The organism is Natrinema sp. SYSU A 869 (assembly GCF_019879105.1).
In the GTDB taxonomy this organism is placed as follows: domain Archaea; phylum Halobacteriota; class Halobacteria; order Halobacteriales; family Natrialbaceae; genus Natrinema.
Map to the genome: position 1 here is coordinate 926,227 of NZ_CP082249.1, position 14,564 is coordinate 940,790.

A 14,564-nucleotide genomic window follows, 5' to 3' on the forward strand; every position below is an offset into this window, starting at 1 on the left:
AGCCCAGTCAGGGTACGGGATCCGAAACCGGCTGTTGCGGCAATTATTGTGACTGTCCGGATGCCAATAGCAGTTTGGTGATATCGATCACCGCGGTCACCTCGACGACGACCTCACGCGTTGAATCGCCGTCATCGCCCTCGTCGTTCGGTTCGGCGGCGGTTTCCTCGGTCGGTTCGACCTCGAAGGCCTCTCCAACTGACTCGCCAATTCCGCCGCCTGTCCCGCGGGTCGACGACAGTGCCGTCGATCCACCCGCCCCCGCCGGCCCGCCGGTTTCGGGGCCAGTCGTCACGCCGGCAACGTCGTCAGCCACTCCGCTTCCGGCGTCGGCATGCGACTCCCGCTCCTGTGTAATGAGTGCGACGATCAGGGGGTGCTCGAGGACATCGCCGGAGAGATCGCTGGCCTCGACGGCGTCCTTGTCGAGGACACTGCTCTCGGAGAGCGACTCGACGCCCATGACCTCATCGACCCGGATCGCGACTGACTGCTGGTCGCTCGCCCGGTCGAGTACGAGCAGGCGCTCGCGCCCCGTCCGTGATTCGGTGACGGGGAAGTGAACGCGGGGATCGATGACTGCAGTGATCTCCCCGCGGAGGTCCATCAGTCCCTCGATAGCCGGGGGTGAGCGCGGGACTCGAGTGAGTTCCGCCGGCGGCTCAGTAATCGTCCTAACTGCGTCGACCGGAAGCGCAAGCCGGTGTTCGCCGAGGCCGACGAAGAGGAACTGGAGGAGGAGTTCATCCTCCCCGTCTCCGGTGTCCGAATCGCCGGTCCGATCGGCATCGTCGCTATCAATTCCGAGAAGCTTTTCCGAGAGGTCCGGGGCCATGGTCCTGTTCGTGTATCAGGTTCCACCAATAAAACGTTGACTCCACCGTGATTGTTTCTTTATCTGATACTTGCGGATCGGTGTGATCTCGATCGCCCGTGTTTCGTCACGATCGGCGATCAATCCGGTGGCGATTGGTTATTACTCTACCCAGATCGGTCTCTGTCCTGTACACTAGCACATTCGGCACTGATCTAATATTTACTCCATCAGAAGATTTATTTTCCGGCCAATCATCAGTCAGATGGAATGGAATGGAATCGGCTTTGAACGAGACCGAAACCGACGAGCGCATCACAGTACTCACGTTCGACCTCGAGGAAAAACGGTACTGCGTCAGGGCCGCATCGATCGCCTCCGTACTCGGCGTCACAGACGACGAACCGCTCGTAGACGCCGATGATCCGTGGAACGCGGGGACGCTCAGCGTCGCCGACGAACGGGTCAGAGTCGTCGATCTCCCGCGAGTGTTCGGCTCGTCGTTCCAGACGGCGGCTCGAGTCGATGATCCGAGACTACTCGTCTTTTCGACCACTGACGGCGACGGCCGCTACTACGGCTGGCTCGTCGACGACGTCGACGTGACCAGAACGATCCGAACCGCCTCGCTCAAGTCCCCGCGCATGGACACGAGCCATGTCAAGGGGCGACTCGAAATCGACGATACCGAAGTCATCTGGCTCGACGAGCAAGCAATTCACGGGTAACATCCGGTTTTCGGAGCCGATAGCCGACCTGAGAAGTGAACTGTCGTTGAGCTACAGGAGACCAGGCGGCCCGCCGCCCGAATCGTCGTCGGTATCGACGTCGAGGCCGAACTCCTCGCGCTCCTCCCGGAGTCGCTTGACCTGTCGGTAGTAGTACCCGATCCCGATTCCGCCGAGCAGGATGGCCGTCCCGACGAGACCGAGGAACAGCGGGACGTCCCGCGCGAGGTAGTATCGGAGCGAAATCGTGCTATCGAGGTCGTTCCAGGAGAGGCGCTCCTGATCGTCGACGACCTCGCGTTCGTACCCGTTCGGCGAGACGTCCCCGAACAGGAAGTTCGACGTTCGATGGCCCTCGGGGACTGTCACTTCGTAGGAGCCCTCGACGTAGGCCGGCAGCTGGAACGTCTTCCGGCCGGCGTCGCCCGAGAACGCGAGCGTGCCGTTCTCGTCGGGCACCTGCACGGTCGTTTCTGACTGGCCCTGTTCGACCTCGAGTTCCGAGCCCGTGAGTTCGGTACCATTCGGATACCAGTAGCGGACGCTATCGATCTCCAAGGGTTCGTCGCGGAAGAGCGTGGATCGGTACAGCGACAGTTCTTCGGTTTCCTTGAGATCGTAGACCGCCCGGAACTCGCCGTCACTGATCAGATTGCCGTCTTCGAGATCGATGGCGACATCGGCCTCGCTGTCACGCAGATCGCTGTAATTCCCATCCTGATCGAGCTGTTCGTCCGAAATACCGCCGGAAAGCGCCGAACAGCCCGCTAGCGTCGCGAGCAATGCGATTGCGATCGCCGCGAGAACGAGCCGTCGATTCATGCTAGGGGACGACACAACGGAGTTCGGCCGGGAGATACTCGCCCACACTCGCGAGCAGCCCCGGCGGATCGGTACTCTCGGTACAGATGACGCTCTGCTCGAGCAGGCCGATTCGCTCGACGGTCACGTAATCCTGTGCATGGCCCGCGCGGTTGAGCGTGGCTCGAACTTCCGCTCGCGTCGCGCTGTTGACGTTGAGCCGGCCGTCGCCGCGGGTCCACTCGTAGAGATGGTCCTGTTCGGCATCGGAGAGACGAGACGGTTCGTCGTCCGTTCCGCCGTAGACGAACTGGAGGGGCAGATGCTGGACCAGTCCGTACCGTTCACGGATCTGCGTCGCCGACCCCGGGCCGAGCCCGAGTTCGTCGGTCGGAATCCGTACGCCCTCGCCCTGTCCTGCGTCGAGGACGAATCCGTCGTCATCCCAGGACTCGAGCGTACCGGTGTACGTCTCGCCAACCTCGAGATCAGGGACGATCTCGCCGAACTCCTCGCGGAGGATATTCCGCGCGACCGTCGCGTCGTCGCCCTCGATCGTCACGGAGGGGAAGTCGTCGTGGCGGATGCCGATCTCGAACTCGACGTCGAGTTCGCCGATCTCGTTGTTCACCAGCGAACGCAGGGAATCCAGTGACCGCTCGCGAGCCTCGCCTTCGACGTAGAGTTTTGTTGCAAGTACGACCATTAGGCGTTCGCATCGATGTTGAGTTCGTCCTCGAGCGAGTCGAGGCGGTCGTCCATCGCATTGACCAGTCGGTTGTTATCCATTGATTCTAGCGGCGATCCGCATTCGGGACACTCGAAGTTGAAGTCCATTGCCTCGCCGAATTCGAAGCGGATCGAACAGATCTCACAGAGATAGAACTCGTGGTTGCGCTCGTACTCCCGGCGCTCGTCTAAGGCCTCGTGGAGCCGATACATCTCCTCCTCGAGGTTCTCCGGAATGTTATCGTACTCGAAGGTCCAGAGGTAGGTCAGCCACCCCGAGTCCTCGTCGCGCAGTCGCCGGTACGTGGCGAGATCGTTCTCGTAGAGAATGAACAGCGCGCGCCGCACGTCGTTCAATTCGAGGTCGAGTTCCTCCGCGAGCTCTTCGTCGGTCACCTCGCCATCTGGGGGAGCCGCCGCGACGGGCATCCCCTTGGGACCGACCAGCTCGTGCAAATATTTCTGGATCACCGGGTCCTCGAGCAGGTCCTCAAAAGCCATTACCTACGTGTAACGGCATGAGGCCATTAAGTCTTATCAAGTGCCCCGCTGCTGATGATCCGAGTTCAGATAGTGTGGTCACTGATCTGGTAATACGGAGTCAGTCGGCTGTATCGGCGGGACAATCTATGCGATCGTTGGGGCCTCAGCGGTTGCAACAGCTCTATGGCCGTGGTATGCCACCCTTCCAGACTTTGAAGCGAGTGCCTGAATCAACCCGCTCATATCTCCACCAGTATCCGCCGTTCGGCGGCATCACTGCAACGCTATTGGGGACCATCGGCGAGTTCGAGCGCGACGCTTATGTTGCTGGCTGGCACGTTTGGAGACAATGACTACCGACGCTTCTTGCGGTACTGTCCGGGCCGATCGCGCTCTCTCACGGATTCATCGCCTCGAGTTCGACGTTCCCTGGCCGCCCAAACACGTCGCTGCCTACCTGCTCGAGGGGTCCAAACCGATCCTGATCGACGCGGGCGCGCCGGATGAGGCGGGCGAGTCGGAACTACGGGAGGGACTCGCCGAGTTTGACTACGAACCGGCTGATATCGATCACGTGCTGGTGACCCACATCCACAGCGATCACATCGGGCAACTCCCCGCACTGCGGGAGGCTGGCGCGACGGTCCACGCGCCAAAGGCAGGACTCTCGAGGCTCGAGCACGAACTGGCGGAAGTCCGATCTGGCCTCCGGGAGACGGCGATGTCAGCGGGTTACAGCGGTGAGGCTCTGGACGACGTGATTGAGGAGGAACTCGAGTCGCGTCGTCGAGACCGACGACTGGTCGACCGCGAGACCGCCCAGCCAATTGATCCGACCGAACCCGTCTCCATCGGCGGTCGCGAGTTCAGGGTCTTCGAGACGCCGGGCCACGAGATCGACCACCTGTGTTTCGAGACGACCCTTGAGGGGACGGACGTGCTCTTTGCAGGCGATACGCTCATCGAACCGTTTCGTGCGGGGGCCTTCCATGTCGGGTTCAACCACGGTGCCTATGATGCCGTCGAGGCCTACGACAAGTCCATGGATCGGCTGACCGAGACGACCGCGACGCACGTCTTCCCCGGCCACGGTCCCGTGTTCGAGGACCCCAAGCGAGTCGTCGAGACGACACGGGAACGGTTGGAGACGTTGCTCAAGGAGACGGTGACTGCGCTTGAGGCGATCGAACCGGCGACGCCGCTGGCGATCGCCGAGGAACGCGTCGGGAACGTCCGCTATCACGCGCCGGTGCTCGACACGCTCGGGGCGCTGGGCACGCTCGAGAAGCAGGGCAACGTGTCCTCCGAGGTCGAAGAAGGCGTCCGATACTACGAGACGGAGTAGGGTCGCTCGAGTCGCAGTGCCGTGGAAGATAGGGGAGAACATAGATCATAGATTCGGATTTTGGGCAGTCGCATGCGACCACTGTTTCGAGTAGATTCGGAAAACCTGGCGGATACGGAGACCCGATCGAGGGTTCGAAGGTCAGGTCTCGTCGACAGTGTCGAGCGTCGCGTCACAGTGCGTACACCGGTCACGGTCGGTTTCGTTCGGTGCGCCACACTCCGAGCAGTTGATCCGAGCCGGCGGCTCGCTGTCGGCGTTTAACGAGTCCATTGCGAGTGCGAGGAGAAGGAGGAAAATCCCGAGTGCCAAAAACCCAACCAGGTTGAACGCTAAGAGGACGACCAGAACGTATCCGACGACCGCAAGTATCGGAATGCCGACGATCGCGTAGAGTAGCTCTCTCGACACCTCGTACATGAATCATACTCTTCAACTCGAGGACGAAAGGGTTCCGGTCGCACGCGTATTCTCAGAACAGATTCTGTGATCCGGTGGATCGCGCATGGGGTCGTCCAGAAACGAATTGACCGTCGAACCCTGCTTCGGTGTCCCCACTGGGTACCCCGATTGTACTGGTCGTCAGTTACGGCCCGATCACCCACACGGCCGCGCCGTGTGGCTGTCCGGTGTCCGCTGACGTTCTCGAGGGCAAAACTGACTCGACCGAGTAAGGGATCAGGAGGGGATGTGCGGCGGTACGCCCGTTTTTTAGGCGGTGTGTCTCGGTGCAACCCCGTACGTGTCCCAGCGATCGACGATCTCAGTCATCGTCTGCAGAATGGTCAGTCCCTGGTCGATTGTCACGAGGTGCCTACATACCCTACTCACGCGTAACGCTATGTGCCGAAATCGAGTTGAACACGATGCAGCAATCTAAAGAAGAACTAACAGTCGTCATGGAAACGCCGGACGCGGTGGTCCAACATCAAGCGGGTTTCGGTGCGGCGACCGAAGACGATGAGATGGCCGCAGAGCACTTCCGAATTAGCGCAGGAACCGATCTCACGCCCCTCCTGGAGGGACTTCACGAAGATACGTGTCAGTGTCCACACTGGGGGTACGTGATAGCTGGCGAAATTACGGTCCAATATTCCGACGGCTTCGAGGAGGTAGACGAAGCCGGCGATCTCGTCTACTGGCCGCCGGGCCATACCCTCTGGGTTGGCGACGATGACGCGGAGTTCGTCCTGTTTAGCCCACACGAGGAACACATGGAAGTCTTCGACCACATGGCCGCCAAGATGGAAGAATAACGATGGCAACGACTCCGAAACAGGAGCTTGCGACCGTCTCCTGTCCGTTCTGCGAGCGGGAAACGGCCGTTCCAGTTCCGAATACGGACGTCGAACTGGCAGTCAGACGCTCCGTCGCGCCCTTCGGCGATCGCGCCACCGTCTCGTGTCCGGCCGATCACAGATTCTGGGTGTACTTCTGTTAACGGCCTGCGCTCGTCCACCTGTACGTCCCGTTCGTCGAATGCACACACTGCCGCGATCGCCGGCCTACTCCTCGCCGTCCTCGAGTTTGTACTTCTGGACCTTCCCGCTCGTCGTCCGCGGCAGTTCCTCGATAAATTCGATCTCGCGGGGGTGTTTGTAGCTGGCCACCTCCTCGAGGCAGAAGTCTTTGATTTCCTCGGTGGTCACGTCGCTGCCGGGCTCGATCCCCGACGCGGGAACGATGAACGCCTTCGGCACCTCGTTGCGCCGTTCGTCCGGAATCCCGACGATAGCAACGTCCGCGACGGCCTCGTGCTCTAAGAGTAGGGTCTCGAGTTCGCTGGGATAGACGTTGTAGCCGGCGGTGTTGATCATGTGTTTCTTCCGGTCGACGATCTCGTAGTAGTTGTTCCCGTCGCGGCGGGCGATGTCGCCGGTCCGGAAGTAGCCGTTCTCGGTGAACGCCGCCTCGGTCGCGTCGGGCAGGTTGAGATACCCCGTCATGACCTGCGGTCCGCGGACGACGAGCTCGCCCTCCTCGCCGGATGAGACTTCGTCGCCCGACTCGTCGACGATCTTACAGTCGGTCATCCGGAGCGGTTGGCCGATCGTCCCGTGTTTCAGACCGAATGTCGAGCCGCTTTGCGTGTGGGTCGCGCCGTGGGTCTCGGTGAGGCCGTAGCCCTCCGAGATGTCGACGCCGGCGGTCTCCTCGAACTGCTCCTGGACCGCCGTCGAGAGCTTCGCGCCGCCCTCAGAGGCCGACTCGAGGCTACTGAGATCGTACTCGCCGAAGTCGTCCGCGTCGACCATGTCGGCGTACATCGTCGTCACGCCGACGAAGTGGGTGATCCCCTCGTCCTCGATGAGCTGCATGCACTCCTGAGCGTCCCACTCGAGCGCGCTGCGGAAGTAGAGCCGCCCGCCGCCGACCAGCGGCTGGAGGGCGGTGTGGGTAAAGCCAGTGATGTGGTACAGCGGGAGCCAGGTGAGGCTACGGACGTCTTCGGGTTCGACGTCGACGTTCGAGGCGGTCAGGGGCCACATGAGCTGTGCGCGGGTGTTGCTGTGGGTGAGCTGGACGCCCTTCGGATCGCCGGTCGTTCCGGAGGTATATGGCAGCAAGGCGACGTCGTTGTCCGCGCAGTCGACCAGCGTCGGTTCACCGCGCAGCTCCTCGAACGCGTGGTCGTCCGGATCCCGGGGCCAGTCCTCGCTCTGAATCGTGATCACCTCGGGATCCATCCCGGCGTCTTCGGTCGCCTGATCGACGGTCTCCCGTAGCGCCGGGTGCGTGACGACGGCGCTCGCGTCCGTGTCCTCGAGCTGGTAGGCGACCTCGCGGCGCTTGTACTGTGGGTTCACCGGCGAGATCTCGACGCCGGCCTTGAACGCGCCGATCGAGGCGACGAGGTACTGCGGGCAGTTCGGCAAGAAGAGTAGCATCCGATCGCCGGGCTCAAGCCCGATGTCGTGGAGGCCGCCGGCGAGTTCGGCGGTCCAGTCACGGACCTCCGCGTGGGTCCAGCGCCGCCCGTGGTGTTCCATCGCCTGTGCGTCCCCGTGATGGGCTGCCGTCCGGTCGAACAGCTTCGCGACGTTCCCCGTTCGCGCAGATTCGTCGACTGCGTCGATATCCATGGATTGTGATACCAAGGGCCGCACTTAAAATCCTATCTCTCACGGTCGCGACCGGACCGAACCGCGCATCTTCGCACCCAGCGAACCGCTCGAATACACGCTCGAACCGATCGCTCGAGCGATAGGTTTAGTAATCATACTGTCGTATATCCAACGAATGGTCCCCGAGTCTGTCACCCAGTTTCGCAACCGGATCGACCGCTCCGATATCGTCGCGACGGTTGTCCTCGTCGGCGTTCTCACCGTTCTCGGCGTCGACGTGAACGGGATCGCGATGGTCCTCGGTGTCGTCGTCGCTGCACCGCTCGTCGAGGCTGCCCTCGACAGGGCCGATATCGATGCGGCTCTCGCCTGGCTTTGCTTCGGGCTGTTTGCCGTCGCTGCCGGTGTCGTGGAACTACGAGCAGGCAACCACTGGTTCGGCGGATCGCTGTTCGCGATCGGGTGCTGGATCTGCCTCGACGGCGTCTACGCGTGGCGGAGCGGGTCAGCAGCGGATCAGGGAGGTGACACCGCCAAAGACGACGATATGACGAAAAACGACGTACTCCTCGTCAGCCAACACAACCGGTGGCTGCTCGAGGAACTCCGCGAGGCCGACCGCCCGCTCACGAAGGCAGAGATCTGTGACCGAACCGGCCTCATGGACGACGATTTCGAGCGCCTCCTCGAGTTTCACGACGAGTCGAGCCCGATCGAACGGATCGGAAACGGATACGCCCTCGACGAGGACGAAATGGGTGCCAGCGCGTTCGTCAGAAACACCACGCGGACAGTCGGGGGCCGAATATTCCGCCCGTTTCGGCTGTTTCGCCGTACCGGCTAACGTCGAGAACGGTCCTCGAGACCACACGGCCATCGCTGTCTGTGCCGATATCCCTATTCTGAGTCGGATTCCGATCCTGCCGATTCGACGCGCTTGCCCGTCTCCATCGGAATCACTTCTCGGTCGGCATCGTCCCACTCCCGCTCGAGTTCCCGGCCCTCGAACAGCCGGTCAAGAAAGACGGCGAGCCCGGCCACTTCGGAGTGGGGCTGGTTGGTAACGCCGACGTTCCAGTCGGCTTCCTCGTAGACGTCGAAGGGGACTTTCTCGGAGCCGACGACGAGCAAGAGCGGGTCGCCCTCGTCGGCGTGGGCCGCTCGGATGTCGGCTTCGACGTCCTGGACGCGCTCGCCGTACATCGTGAGGTGGACGACCTGTCCCTCCCAGTTGCGGATGACCCCCTGTGGACCCTCGGTGAGTTCGGCCTTGAAGGGCCCTCCGAAGCGGTCGGTGATGTCCGCGACGGTCTCGAGTGACTGGCCGGCGTTGTCGGGAAAGAGCACGCGGTCGGCCCCCAGCGCCCGCGCGGTCAGTCCGACGTGGGTCGTCATCCGGTCGTCCCGGCCGGGCCGATGGCCGAGTCGAAGGACGGCGACCTCGGTGTCGTCGTGCATGTCCGTATCCACTCTCGGGCGAGGTTAGGGGGTTTCGTTTTCGAACTTCTGTTGAGGTGCACTCTCACGCAAGTGCATAGCACCGTCCGTCGATCGACCCGACCAACAACGCGTCGTCGAGGACGGCAACACTGCCTCCGACATCCTCGAGGGAAACTTGCCATGCGCGCTCCCGCCGCGGAGCGATTCTGGTGAGGCTATCAACTGCGGCAATGTACACGCTCTGCTTGTCCGTTGCTGGAATCGGACATGAACCCGAAAGGCGGTCCCCGAGCGGGACACCCCACGTTACTGAGCCATCATGGACGTTGTACGTGAACACCGTCCCGTGCCACGTCGGGCACACGAGTTCGCGAAGGGAGCTCCGTTCGAATATCGACATCGATCCGACAAACGACGGTGATAAATTATTCCGCCACACCTCATCACCAGTTTGCGCGTCAAATGCAACGAGAGCATTGCCACGTTGAGATCCGGCGGCAGTCGCATACACGGTTCCATCGAAAACCGTCGGCGTCACGGCAGCCTTCGAACTCGTCGTACCGATTTCTTTCGTCCACCGGTGCTCACCATCGGTGGAGAAGGCGTGAAGATCGCCATCACTCGTAGCGACGAACACACCATCGTCCGTGACAGACGGGGAACCAATAATCAAATTATCACATTCGTACTGCCACTGCTTGTCTCCATCAGTTGTGTAGGCGGATACTGCCTGCTCTTCGGCGGTACCGAAGTATACCGTCCCGTCGCTTACAGCCGGTGATCGAAACACACCGCTCGCTCCCAGAGCGACCTCGACCTCGTATGACCACACTTCCTCACCCTCTTTCGTTAGTACCGCTAACCCTTCGTGGGTTCCAACGTAGACGAACTCATTGTCGACGGTCATACTACAATGTCTTCCTCGACCGCCACCGGGAACGTGCTCATCCGCAATTTGCGTCTGCCAAACCTGAGACCCGTCCGTCACATCGATTGCCGTCACAATGGACCCACCAGCAAAGAACGCGACCCCGTCCGAGACAACCACGGCTGGAACGTGCATCGAATCGACAGGTGTCTTCGCTTCCCAGCGAATCTCCGGCTCGTCCGTCGGACCTGAAACGTCTAGATTGTGTCCGGTCGAACCCGAATCGAACTCCGGACGCGGCCAGGCTCCCGTCACCTCGAGTGACTCCTGGCTACCGAAGTCAAATCCAATGGAATCAGTACACCCTGCTGTACCAACGAGGGAAATGGTGGACCCGCCCACAAGAAATTCACGACGATCCATTCTTTGGAGAATAGTTTTCATCTGGTAAATATTTCACCCGCAACACGTTGTGGGCCGAATTGATCTGCTCTAGTTCGTTGGCACCCGTACTACGCACAAATATCGATCACTGACCGAACGTGGCAACTCGGCACCGCGAAAACCCTTCTGGCTCTGACGTGTACGGTGGCACGATATGAAACGGATCAACGAATCCGATCTCGACTGGGACGAGTACGACCGCGAGGAGACGGCGTTCCGGCGAAAGGAGCTCTCCAACGCCGCCGACGCCTCTGACATCGGCTGTAGCCTCTACGAACTCCCATCCGGGATGCAGTCGTGGCCCTATCATTACCACACGGCCAACGAGGAAGCGCTCTACGTGCTGGCGGGCGACGGCGAGCTCAAAACCGAGGACGGCCTCGAGCCGCTGACGGCCGGCGACTACGTGACCCTCCCGGCGGACGAGCGCGGCGGCCACAGAGTCGTTAACGACAGTGAAGAGCCGCTTCGGTACCTCGCGATATCGACGATGAACGAACCGGACATCACCGTCTATCCGGAGATGAACAAGTTCGGCGTCTTCGTCGGCTCGCCACCGGGCGGCCGCGACGAGCGATCGCTCGAGGGCTACTATCGTATCGATGATGAGACCGAATACTGGGACGAGTGACAACGCGTCACCGCTGGATTGATTCCCCGTTCGACCGGAGTCTATCGCTACTCAACGTCGAAGCGGTGGCGTTCCGAAGCCGAAATCCCGAGTTTGACAGGGCGTAGTCAACCGGCGTCGCTGAGACGCCGATAGGCTTTTTCGAGTGCCTGCGAAACACACACGCAATGATGGTATTCGGGAGCCGGGTGACCGCCCGATGACGGGGGTTCGCGAGTGGATTGCGACCGCCCGCGAGGAACGATGGGGGATGTTGACCGATCTGGTGTTCGCGATACTCTGGGTGACCGCAGTCGATATCGTCTTCCGCGTCCTCGAGGGACCGGACTGGGCGTACTACATGTTCATGCTCGCCGGAGTCGTCGCATACTTCGGGTTGCTGTGGAGTTACGATCTCGCGACGGACGGGTCACAGTAACAGCCTGTTGACGAGCTGTCGCCGCATTTTCGAGGAGCTTCGTTCCTCAAGTGAGAAGCCGATCGCCTCAGTAATCGGATCGACAGCGATCGCTCTCAACCGCGCCTGAACGAGAAAAATACGATGCAGCACGGCGAAAAAGGCGTCGAACCGACTACTCGTTTTCGCGGCTATCGATGACCAGTACCGGCACCGTCGTGGTCCGCAGCGTGCGTTCCGCGACGCTGCCGAGCAGTGCACGCGTGATCCCCGAGCGGCCGTGGGACCCCATCACGACGAGGTCGATATCGTTGTCCTCGATGTACTCACCGATGAGTTTGTGGGGTTTCCCGGCTGAGACGTGCTCGACGGTCTCGAGGCCGCGCTCTCGAGCGTGCTCGGCGATGTAGCCGGTGGCGCGATCGGCGCGCTCCTTGACCTCGTCCATCTCGTCGTACCGGCCTTGTTCGATGCGGTCGAGTTGCTCGCCACCGAGGCTGAGACTCATCGCATTGGTGTCGACGACGTACAGGGCGTGTACTTCGGCCCCGTACTGGTCGGCGAGATCGAGCGCGTGCTCAACTGCCTGTTCGGCCGTTTCGCTTCCGTCCGTCGGAACGAGTATTCGTTCGTACATGATCAGTCGTCCGCGGGGTCTCGCCCCCGTCGGTTACGACATCTTCAGCGGCCTGTTGCTGGCCCATCGGTTCGGGGCTGTGACACTGTCGCACCATCTTCTTCGTTGCGAGCGGTGGTTCGTCGGTCATCACCGAGACGATGATGGTGACAGCGAACACGACCGGAACGGCGACGAGCGCCGAGCCGATCGCCGGCAACCACTGTTCTAGTACCGGCACGAACGCCTCGCCGGAGCCACTCATGTAGTTCGGGACGACCTCGTTAATCATCGGGATCGTCCAGATAGTCAGCCCGGTGAGCATCCCGGCGAGTGCGCCCTGGCGGTTCGTGTTCTCCCACCAGAGTCCGAGGAAGAACATCGGGAACAGGACTGCACCGGCGAGCGAGAACGCGTACGACACGAGCGCGGCGATCGGTGCCGCGGGGTCAAGCGCGGCCAGCGTGGTCAACACACCCAGTGCGACGATTCCCAGGCGACCGACGAGGATCTGCTGCTGTTGGGTCGCGTCCTCGTTGATAAGGTTCGTATAGATGTCGTGGGAGACGGCCGAGGAGCCGGTAATGAAGAGTCCGGCAGTCGTCGCGATCGCTGCGGCAATCCCGCCAGCGGCTACGAGGCCGACGAACCATTGTGGCAGGTTTGCGAACTGGGCCGCGATCACGACGAGGACGTCGGCGGTCGATCCGGACATGCTGGGGTCGCCGTACGTTGTCCCCGTGGCCGGGTTGAGATCGTAGAGACGCGTCCCGAACGCCGTGTACGCGGGAGCGCCGAGGTAGAGCAGGCAGATGAAAAACAGGCCTGTCACGGTCGACCAACGGGCGGTCCGTTCGTTTTCAACCGTGTAGAACCGGACCAGTACGTGAGGGAGTCCGCAGGTCCCGACGACCAGCGAGAAACACGTCGCGATCCACAGGTACGGACTGGAGTGCGCGAAGGGCTCGGTGAACTCGTCGCCAAGTTCACTGAGGAGCATCCCGTACTCGATCTGCGGGAGCAGCGTCGAGTATCCCTGCGTCCAGCCGATCACGTACATGCCGGCCAGGAAGGCGCTGATGAGGATGACGTACTGCACGGCCATGTTCTTTGTCGCGCCGAGCATGCCCGAGAGCGTCAGGTAGCCAACCGTGATGGTCATCATGAAGATGACCATCGCCTGGTAGCCGCTGAACCCAGCGAAGCCGAGATCGCCGAAGATATACAGGCCGACTAGTGCCATCCCGCGAGCCTGTCCAATCGCGTAGACGAACGCGATAAGGAACGTCGTGATCGCTGCGATGGCGCGTGCGCTGTCGGAGTTGAATCGGTCACCGACGAAGTCCGGTGCCGTGTACTTCCCGAATCGGCGCATCTGCGCGGCCATGAAGATAAGCAGGATGAAGTATCCGGTCGTCCAGCCGACGACGAACGCCAGGCCGTAAAAGCCCGACAATGCGATCAGCGCCGCCATCCCGAGATAGGACGCGGCGGACATCCAGTTGGCGCCGATCGCCATCCCGTTCTCGATATTCCCGATGGAACGACCGGCGACCCACATGTCTTCCGTGTCGGCCACGCGGAACACGAACCCGATCAAGAGGAAGATAGCGAGCATCCCCAGGACGAGGATCGCCGGTCCGATCTTGAACGACACGTCCATCCCCTGCGGCAGGAGCCCGGACTGCAGGACGATTCCCGCATCCATCATTCGGAGACACCCCCGTCAGCCGCCGTGGCGTCGCCGCTGCCTCCGGCCGCCCCCTCGTGGTCCGAGTGATCGATACCGTACTTCGTGTCCAGCTGATCGCGCTTGCGAGCGTACCATGCCGAGAGGATCAGTGCACCGCTGGGACCGCAGACGGCGACCAGGAAGTAATGCAGCGGGAATTCGATGACCGGCATCGGCGTCGTCATCACGCCCGGCGCGACGGCCGTGGCTAGCACGGGGCCGAATACGAGGATTGCCCAGGCGATGAATCCTGTCCAGATCACCCGCAGGTGATCGCGCATGAACGGTGTACTCGGTTTCAGGAGATTCACCTCCGCGCTGAGATAGTCCGTATTTCGGTGGGATTGACCGGGCTGTCCGGCCACGCCACCGTCCGTTTCAGCTCGTCTGTCAGCCGAATCGTGGGTGTTATTATCTGGCATATATGTGCGAATCGTGTGATTTCGTCGTCGTTTGGAATCGAAAATCGAA

18 protein-coding genes are annotated in these 14,564 nt (G+C 61.4%); 7 read left to right on the forward strand and 11 right to left on the reverse strand.

Annotated features, from left to right (window positions below):
* Positions 1 to 43: 43 nt before the first annotated feature.
* Positions 44 to 835: a chemotaxis protein CheW gene (locus K6I40_RS12745; protein ID WP_222919430.1), complete on the reverse strand. Its 792-nt coding sequence runs from the start codon at positions 833 to 835 to the stop codon at positions 44 to 46.
* Between the two features lie 254 nt (positions 836 to 1,089).
* Between K6I40_RS12745 and K6I40_RS12750 the strand changes: the two genes are divergently transcribed.
* Entirely contained in the window at positions 1,090 to 1,542 is a 453-nt protein-coding gene (locus tag K6I40_RS12750; RefSeq protein ID WP_222919431.1) for a chemotaxis protein CheW, read from the forward strand.
* A gap of 51 nt (positions 1,543 to 1,593) precedes the next feature.
* Here the strand turns inward: K6I40_RS12750 and K6I40_RS12755 are convergent, their stop codons facing one another.
* The 3 genes from K6I40_RS12755 to tfe are packed head-to-tail and all read right to left on the reverse strand — an operon-like array spanning position 1,594 to position 3,573.
* Positions 1,594 to 2,364 carry a DUF5803 family protein gene (locus tag K6I40_RS12755; RefSeq protein ID WP_222919432.1) on the reverse strand — a complete coding sequence of 257 codons (771 nt, stop codon included), beginning with the start codon at positions 2,362 to 2,364 and terminating at the stop codon, positions 1,594 to 1,596.
* A gap of 1 nt (position 2,365) precedes the next feature.
* The gene (locus K6I40_RS12760) at positions 2,366 to 3,049 is read right to left on the reverse strand and encodes a DUF2110 family protein (protein ID WP_222919433.1); all 684 of its coding nucleotides are present in this window, start codon (positions 3,047 to 3,049) and stop codon (positions 2,366 to 2,368) included.
* Positions 3,049 to 3,573, reverse strand: a complete 525-nt coding sequence (tfe, locus tag K6I40_RS12765) for a transcription factor E (protein WP_222919434.1) — start codon at positions 3,571 to 3,573, stop codon at positions 3,049 to 3,051. Before tfe ends, K6I40_RS12760 begins: the two co-directional genes overlap by 1 nt.
* Positions 3,574 to 3,904: 331 nt before the next feature.
* On the opposite strand from tfe, the gene K6I40_RS12770 reads away from it, so the two are divergent.
* Positions 3,905 to 4,900: an MBL fold metallo-hydrolase gene (locus tag K6I40_RS12770; protein ID WP_222919435.1), complete on the forward strand. Its 996-nt coding sequence runs from the start codon at positions 3,905 to 3,907 to the stop codon at positions 4,898 to 4,900.
* A 141-nt stretch (positions 4,901 to 5,041) separates the two neighbouring features.
* Here the strand turns inward: K6I40_RS12770 and K6I40_RS12775 are convergent, their stop codons facing one another.
* The gene (locus K6I40_RS12775; protein WP_222919436.1) at positions 5,042 to 5,320 is read right to left on the reverse strand and encodes a hypothetical protein; all 279 of its coding nucleotides are present in this window, start codon (positions 5,318 to 5,320) and stop codon (positions 5,042 to 5,044) included.
* A 446-nt stretch (positions 5,321 to 5,766) separates the two neighbouring features.
* On the opposite strand from K6I40_RS12775, the gene K6I40_RS12780 reads away from it, so the two are divergent.
* Together K6I40_RS12780 and K6I40_RS12785 are read left to right on the forward strand one after the other, a co-directional pair.
* Entirely contained in the window at positions 5,767 to 6,156 is a 390-nt protein-coding gene (locus K6I40_RS12780; RefSeq protein ID WP_222919437.1) for a cupin domain-containing protein, read from the forward strand.
* A 2-nt stretch (positions 6,157 to 6,158) separates the two neighbouring features.
* Complete coding sequence (locus K6I40_RS12785; RefSeq protein ID WP_222919438.1) at positions 6,159 to 6,341, forward strand: DUF2080 family transposase-associated protein; 183 nt, start codon at positions 6,159 to 6,161, stop codon at positions 6,339 to 6,341.
* 64 nt (positions 6,342 to 6,405) lie between these two features.
* On the opposite strand, the gene K6I40_RS12790 is transcribed toward K6I40_RS12785, so the two are convergent.
* On the reverse strand, positions 6,406 to 7,983 hold the full coding sequence (locus K6I40_RS12790; protein WP_222919439.1) for an AMP-binding protein: 1,578 nt from the start codon (positions 7,981 to 7,983) through the stop codon (positions 6,406 to 6,408).
* Positions 7,984 to 8,140: 157 nt separating this feature from the next.
* On the opposite strand from K6I40_RS12790, the gene K6I40_RS12795 reads away from it, so the two are divergent.
* Positions 8,141 to 8,809: a hypothetical protein gene (locus tag K6I40_RS12795; RefSeq protein WP_222919440.1), complete on the forward strand. Its 669-nt coding sequence runs from the start codon at positions 8,141 to 8,143 to the stop codon at positions 8,807 to 8,809.
* Between the two features lie 53 nt (positions 8,810 to 8,862).
* Here K6I40_RS12795 and K6I40_RS12800 read toward each other — a convergent pair whose 3' ends face one another.
* Together K6I40_RS12800 and K6I40_RS12805 are read right to left on the reverse strand one after the other, a co-directional pair.
* Positions 8,863 to 9,423: a tRNA (cytidine(56)-2'-O)-methyltransferase gene (locus K6I40_RS12800; protein WP_222919441.1), complete on the reverse strand. Its 561-nt coding sequence runs from the start codon at positions 9,421 to 9,423 to the stop codon at positions 8,863 to 8,865.
* A 64-nt stretch (positions 9,424 to 9,487) separates the two neighbouring features.
* Complete coding sequence (locus K6I40_RS12805; RefSeq protein WP_222919442.1) at positions 9,488 to 10,717, reverse strand: PQQ-binding-like beta-propeller repeat protein; 1,230 nt, start codon at positions 10,715 to 10,717, stop codon at positions 9,488 to 9,490.
* Positions 10,718 to 10,871: 154 nt separating this feature from the next.
* Between K6I40_RS12805 and K6I40_RS12810 the strand changes: the two genes are divergently transcribed.
* Both K6I40_RS12810 and K6I40_RS12815 read left to right on the forward strand, forming a co-directional pair.
* A complete protein-coding gene (locus tag K6I40_RS12810; protein WP_222919443.1) occupies positions 10,872 to 11,348 on the forward strand; it encodes a cupin domain-containing protein in 477 nt (158 codons plus the stop codon).
* 199 nt (positions 11,349 to 11,547) lie between these two features.
* Positions 11,548 to 11,766, forward strand: coding sequence for a hypothetical protein (locus tag K6I40_RS12815; protein WP_222919444.1), 219 nt, complete (start codon positions 11,548 to 11,550; stop codon positions 11,764 to 11,766).
* Positions 11,767 to 11,920: 154 nt separating this feature from the next.
* Here K6I40_RS12815 and K6I40_RS12820 read toward each other — a convergent pair whose 3' ends face one another.
* Genes K6I40_RS12820 through K6I40_RS12830 form a run of 3 tightly spaced genes read right to left on the reverse strand, consistent with a single transcriptional unit; the run spans position 11,921 to position 14,515 of the window.
* Positions 11,921 to 12,382 carry a universal stress protein gene (locus K6I40_RS12820; RefSeq protein WP_222919445.1) on the reverse strand — a complete coding sequence of 154 codons (462 nt, stop codon included), beginning with the start codon at positions 12,380 to 12,382 and terminating at the stop codon, positions 11,921 to 11,923.
* Positions 12,324 to 14,072: a cation acetate symporter gene (locus K6I40_RS12825; protein ID WP_255682012.1), complete on the reverse strand. Its 1,749-nt coding sequence runs from the start codon at positions 14,070 to 14,072 to the stop codon at positions 12,324 to 12,326. The genes K6I40_RS12820 and K6I40_RS12825 overlap by 59 nt, the downstream gene beginning before the upstream one ends.
* Positions 14,069 to 14,515 (reverse strand): DUF4212 domain-containing protein, encoded by a 447-nt coding sequence (locus tag K6I40_RS12830; protein WP_222919446.1) that lies wholly within the window; start codon positions 14,513 to 14,515, stop codon positions 14,069 to 14,071. Before K6I40_RS12830 ends, K6I40_RS12825 begins: the two co-directional genes overlap by 4 nt.
* Positions 14,516 to 14,564: the final 49 nt, after the last annotated feature.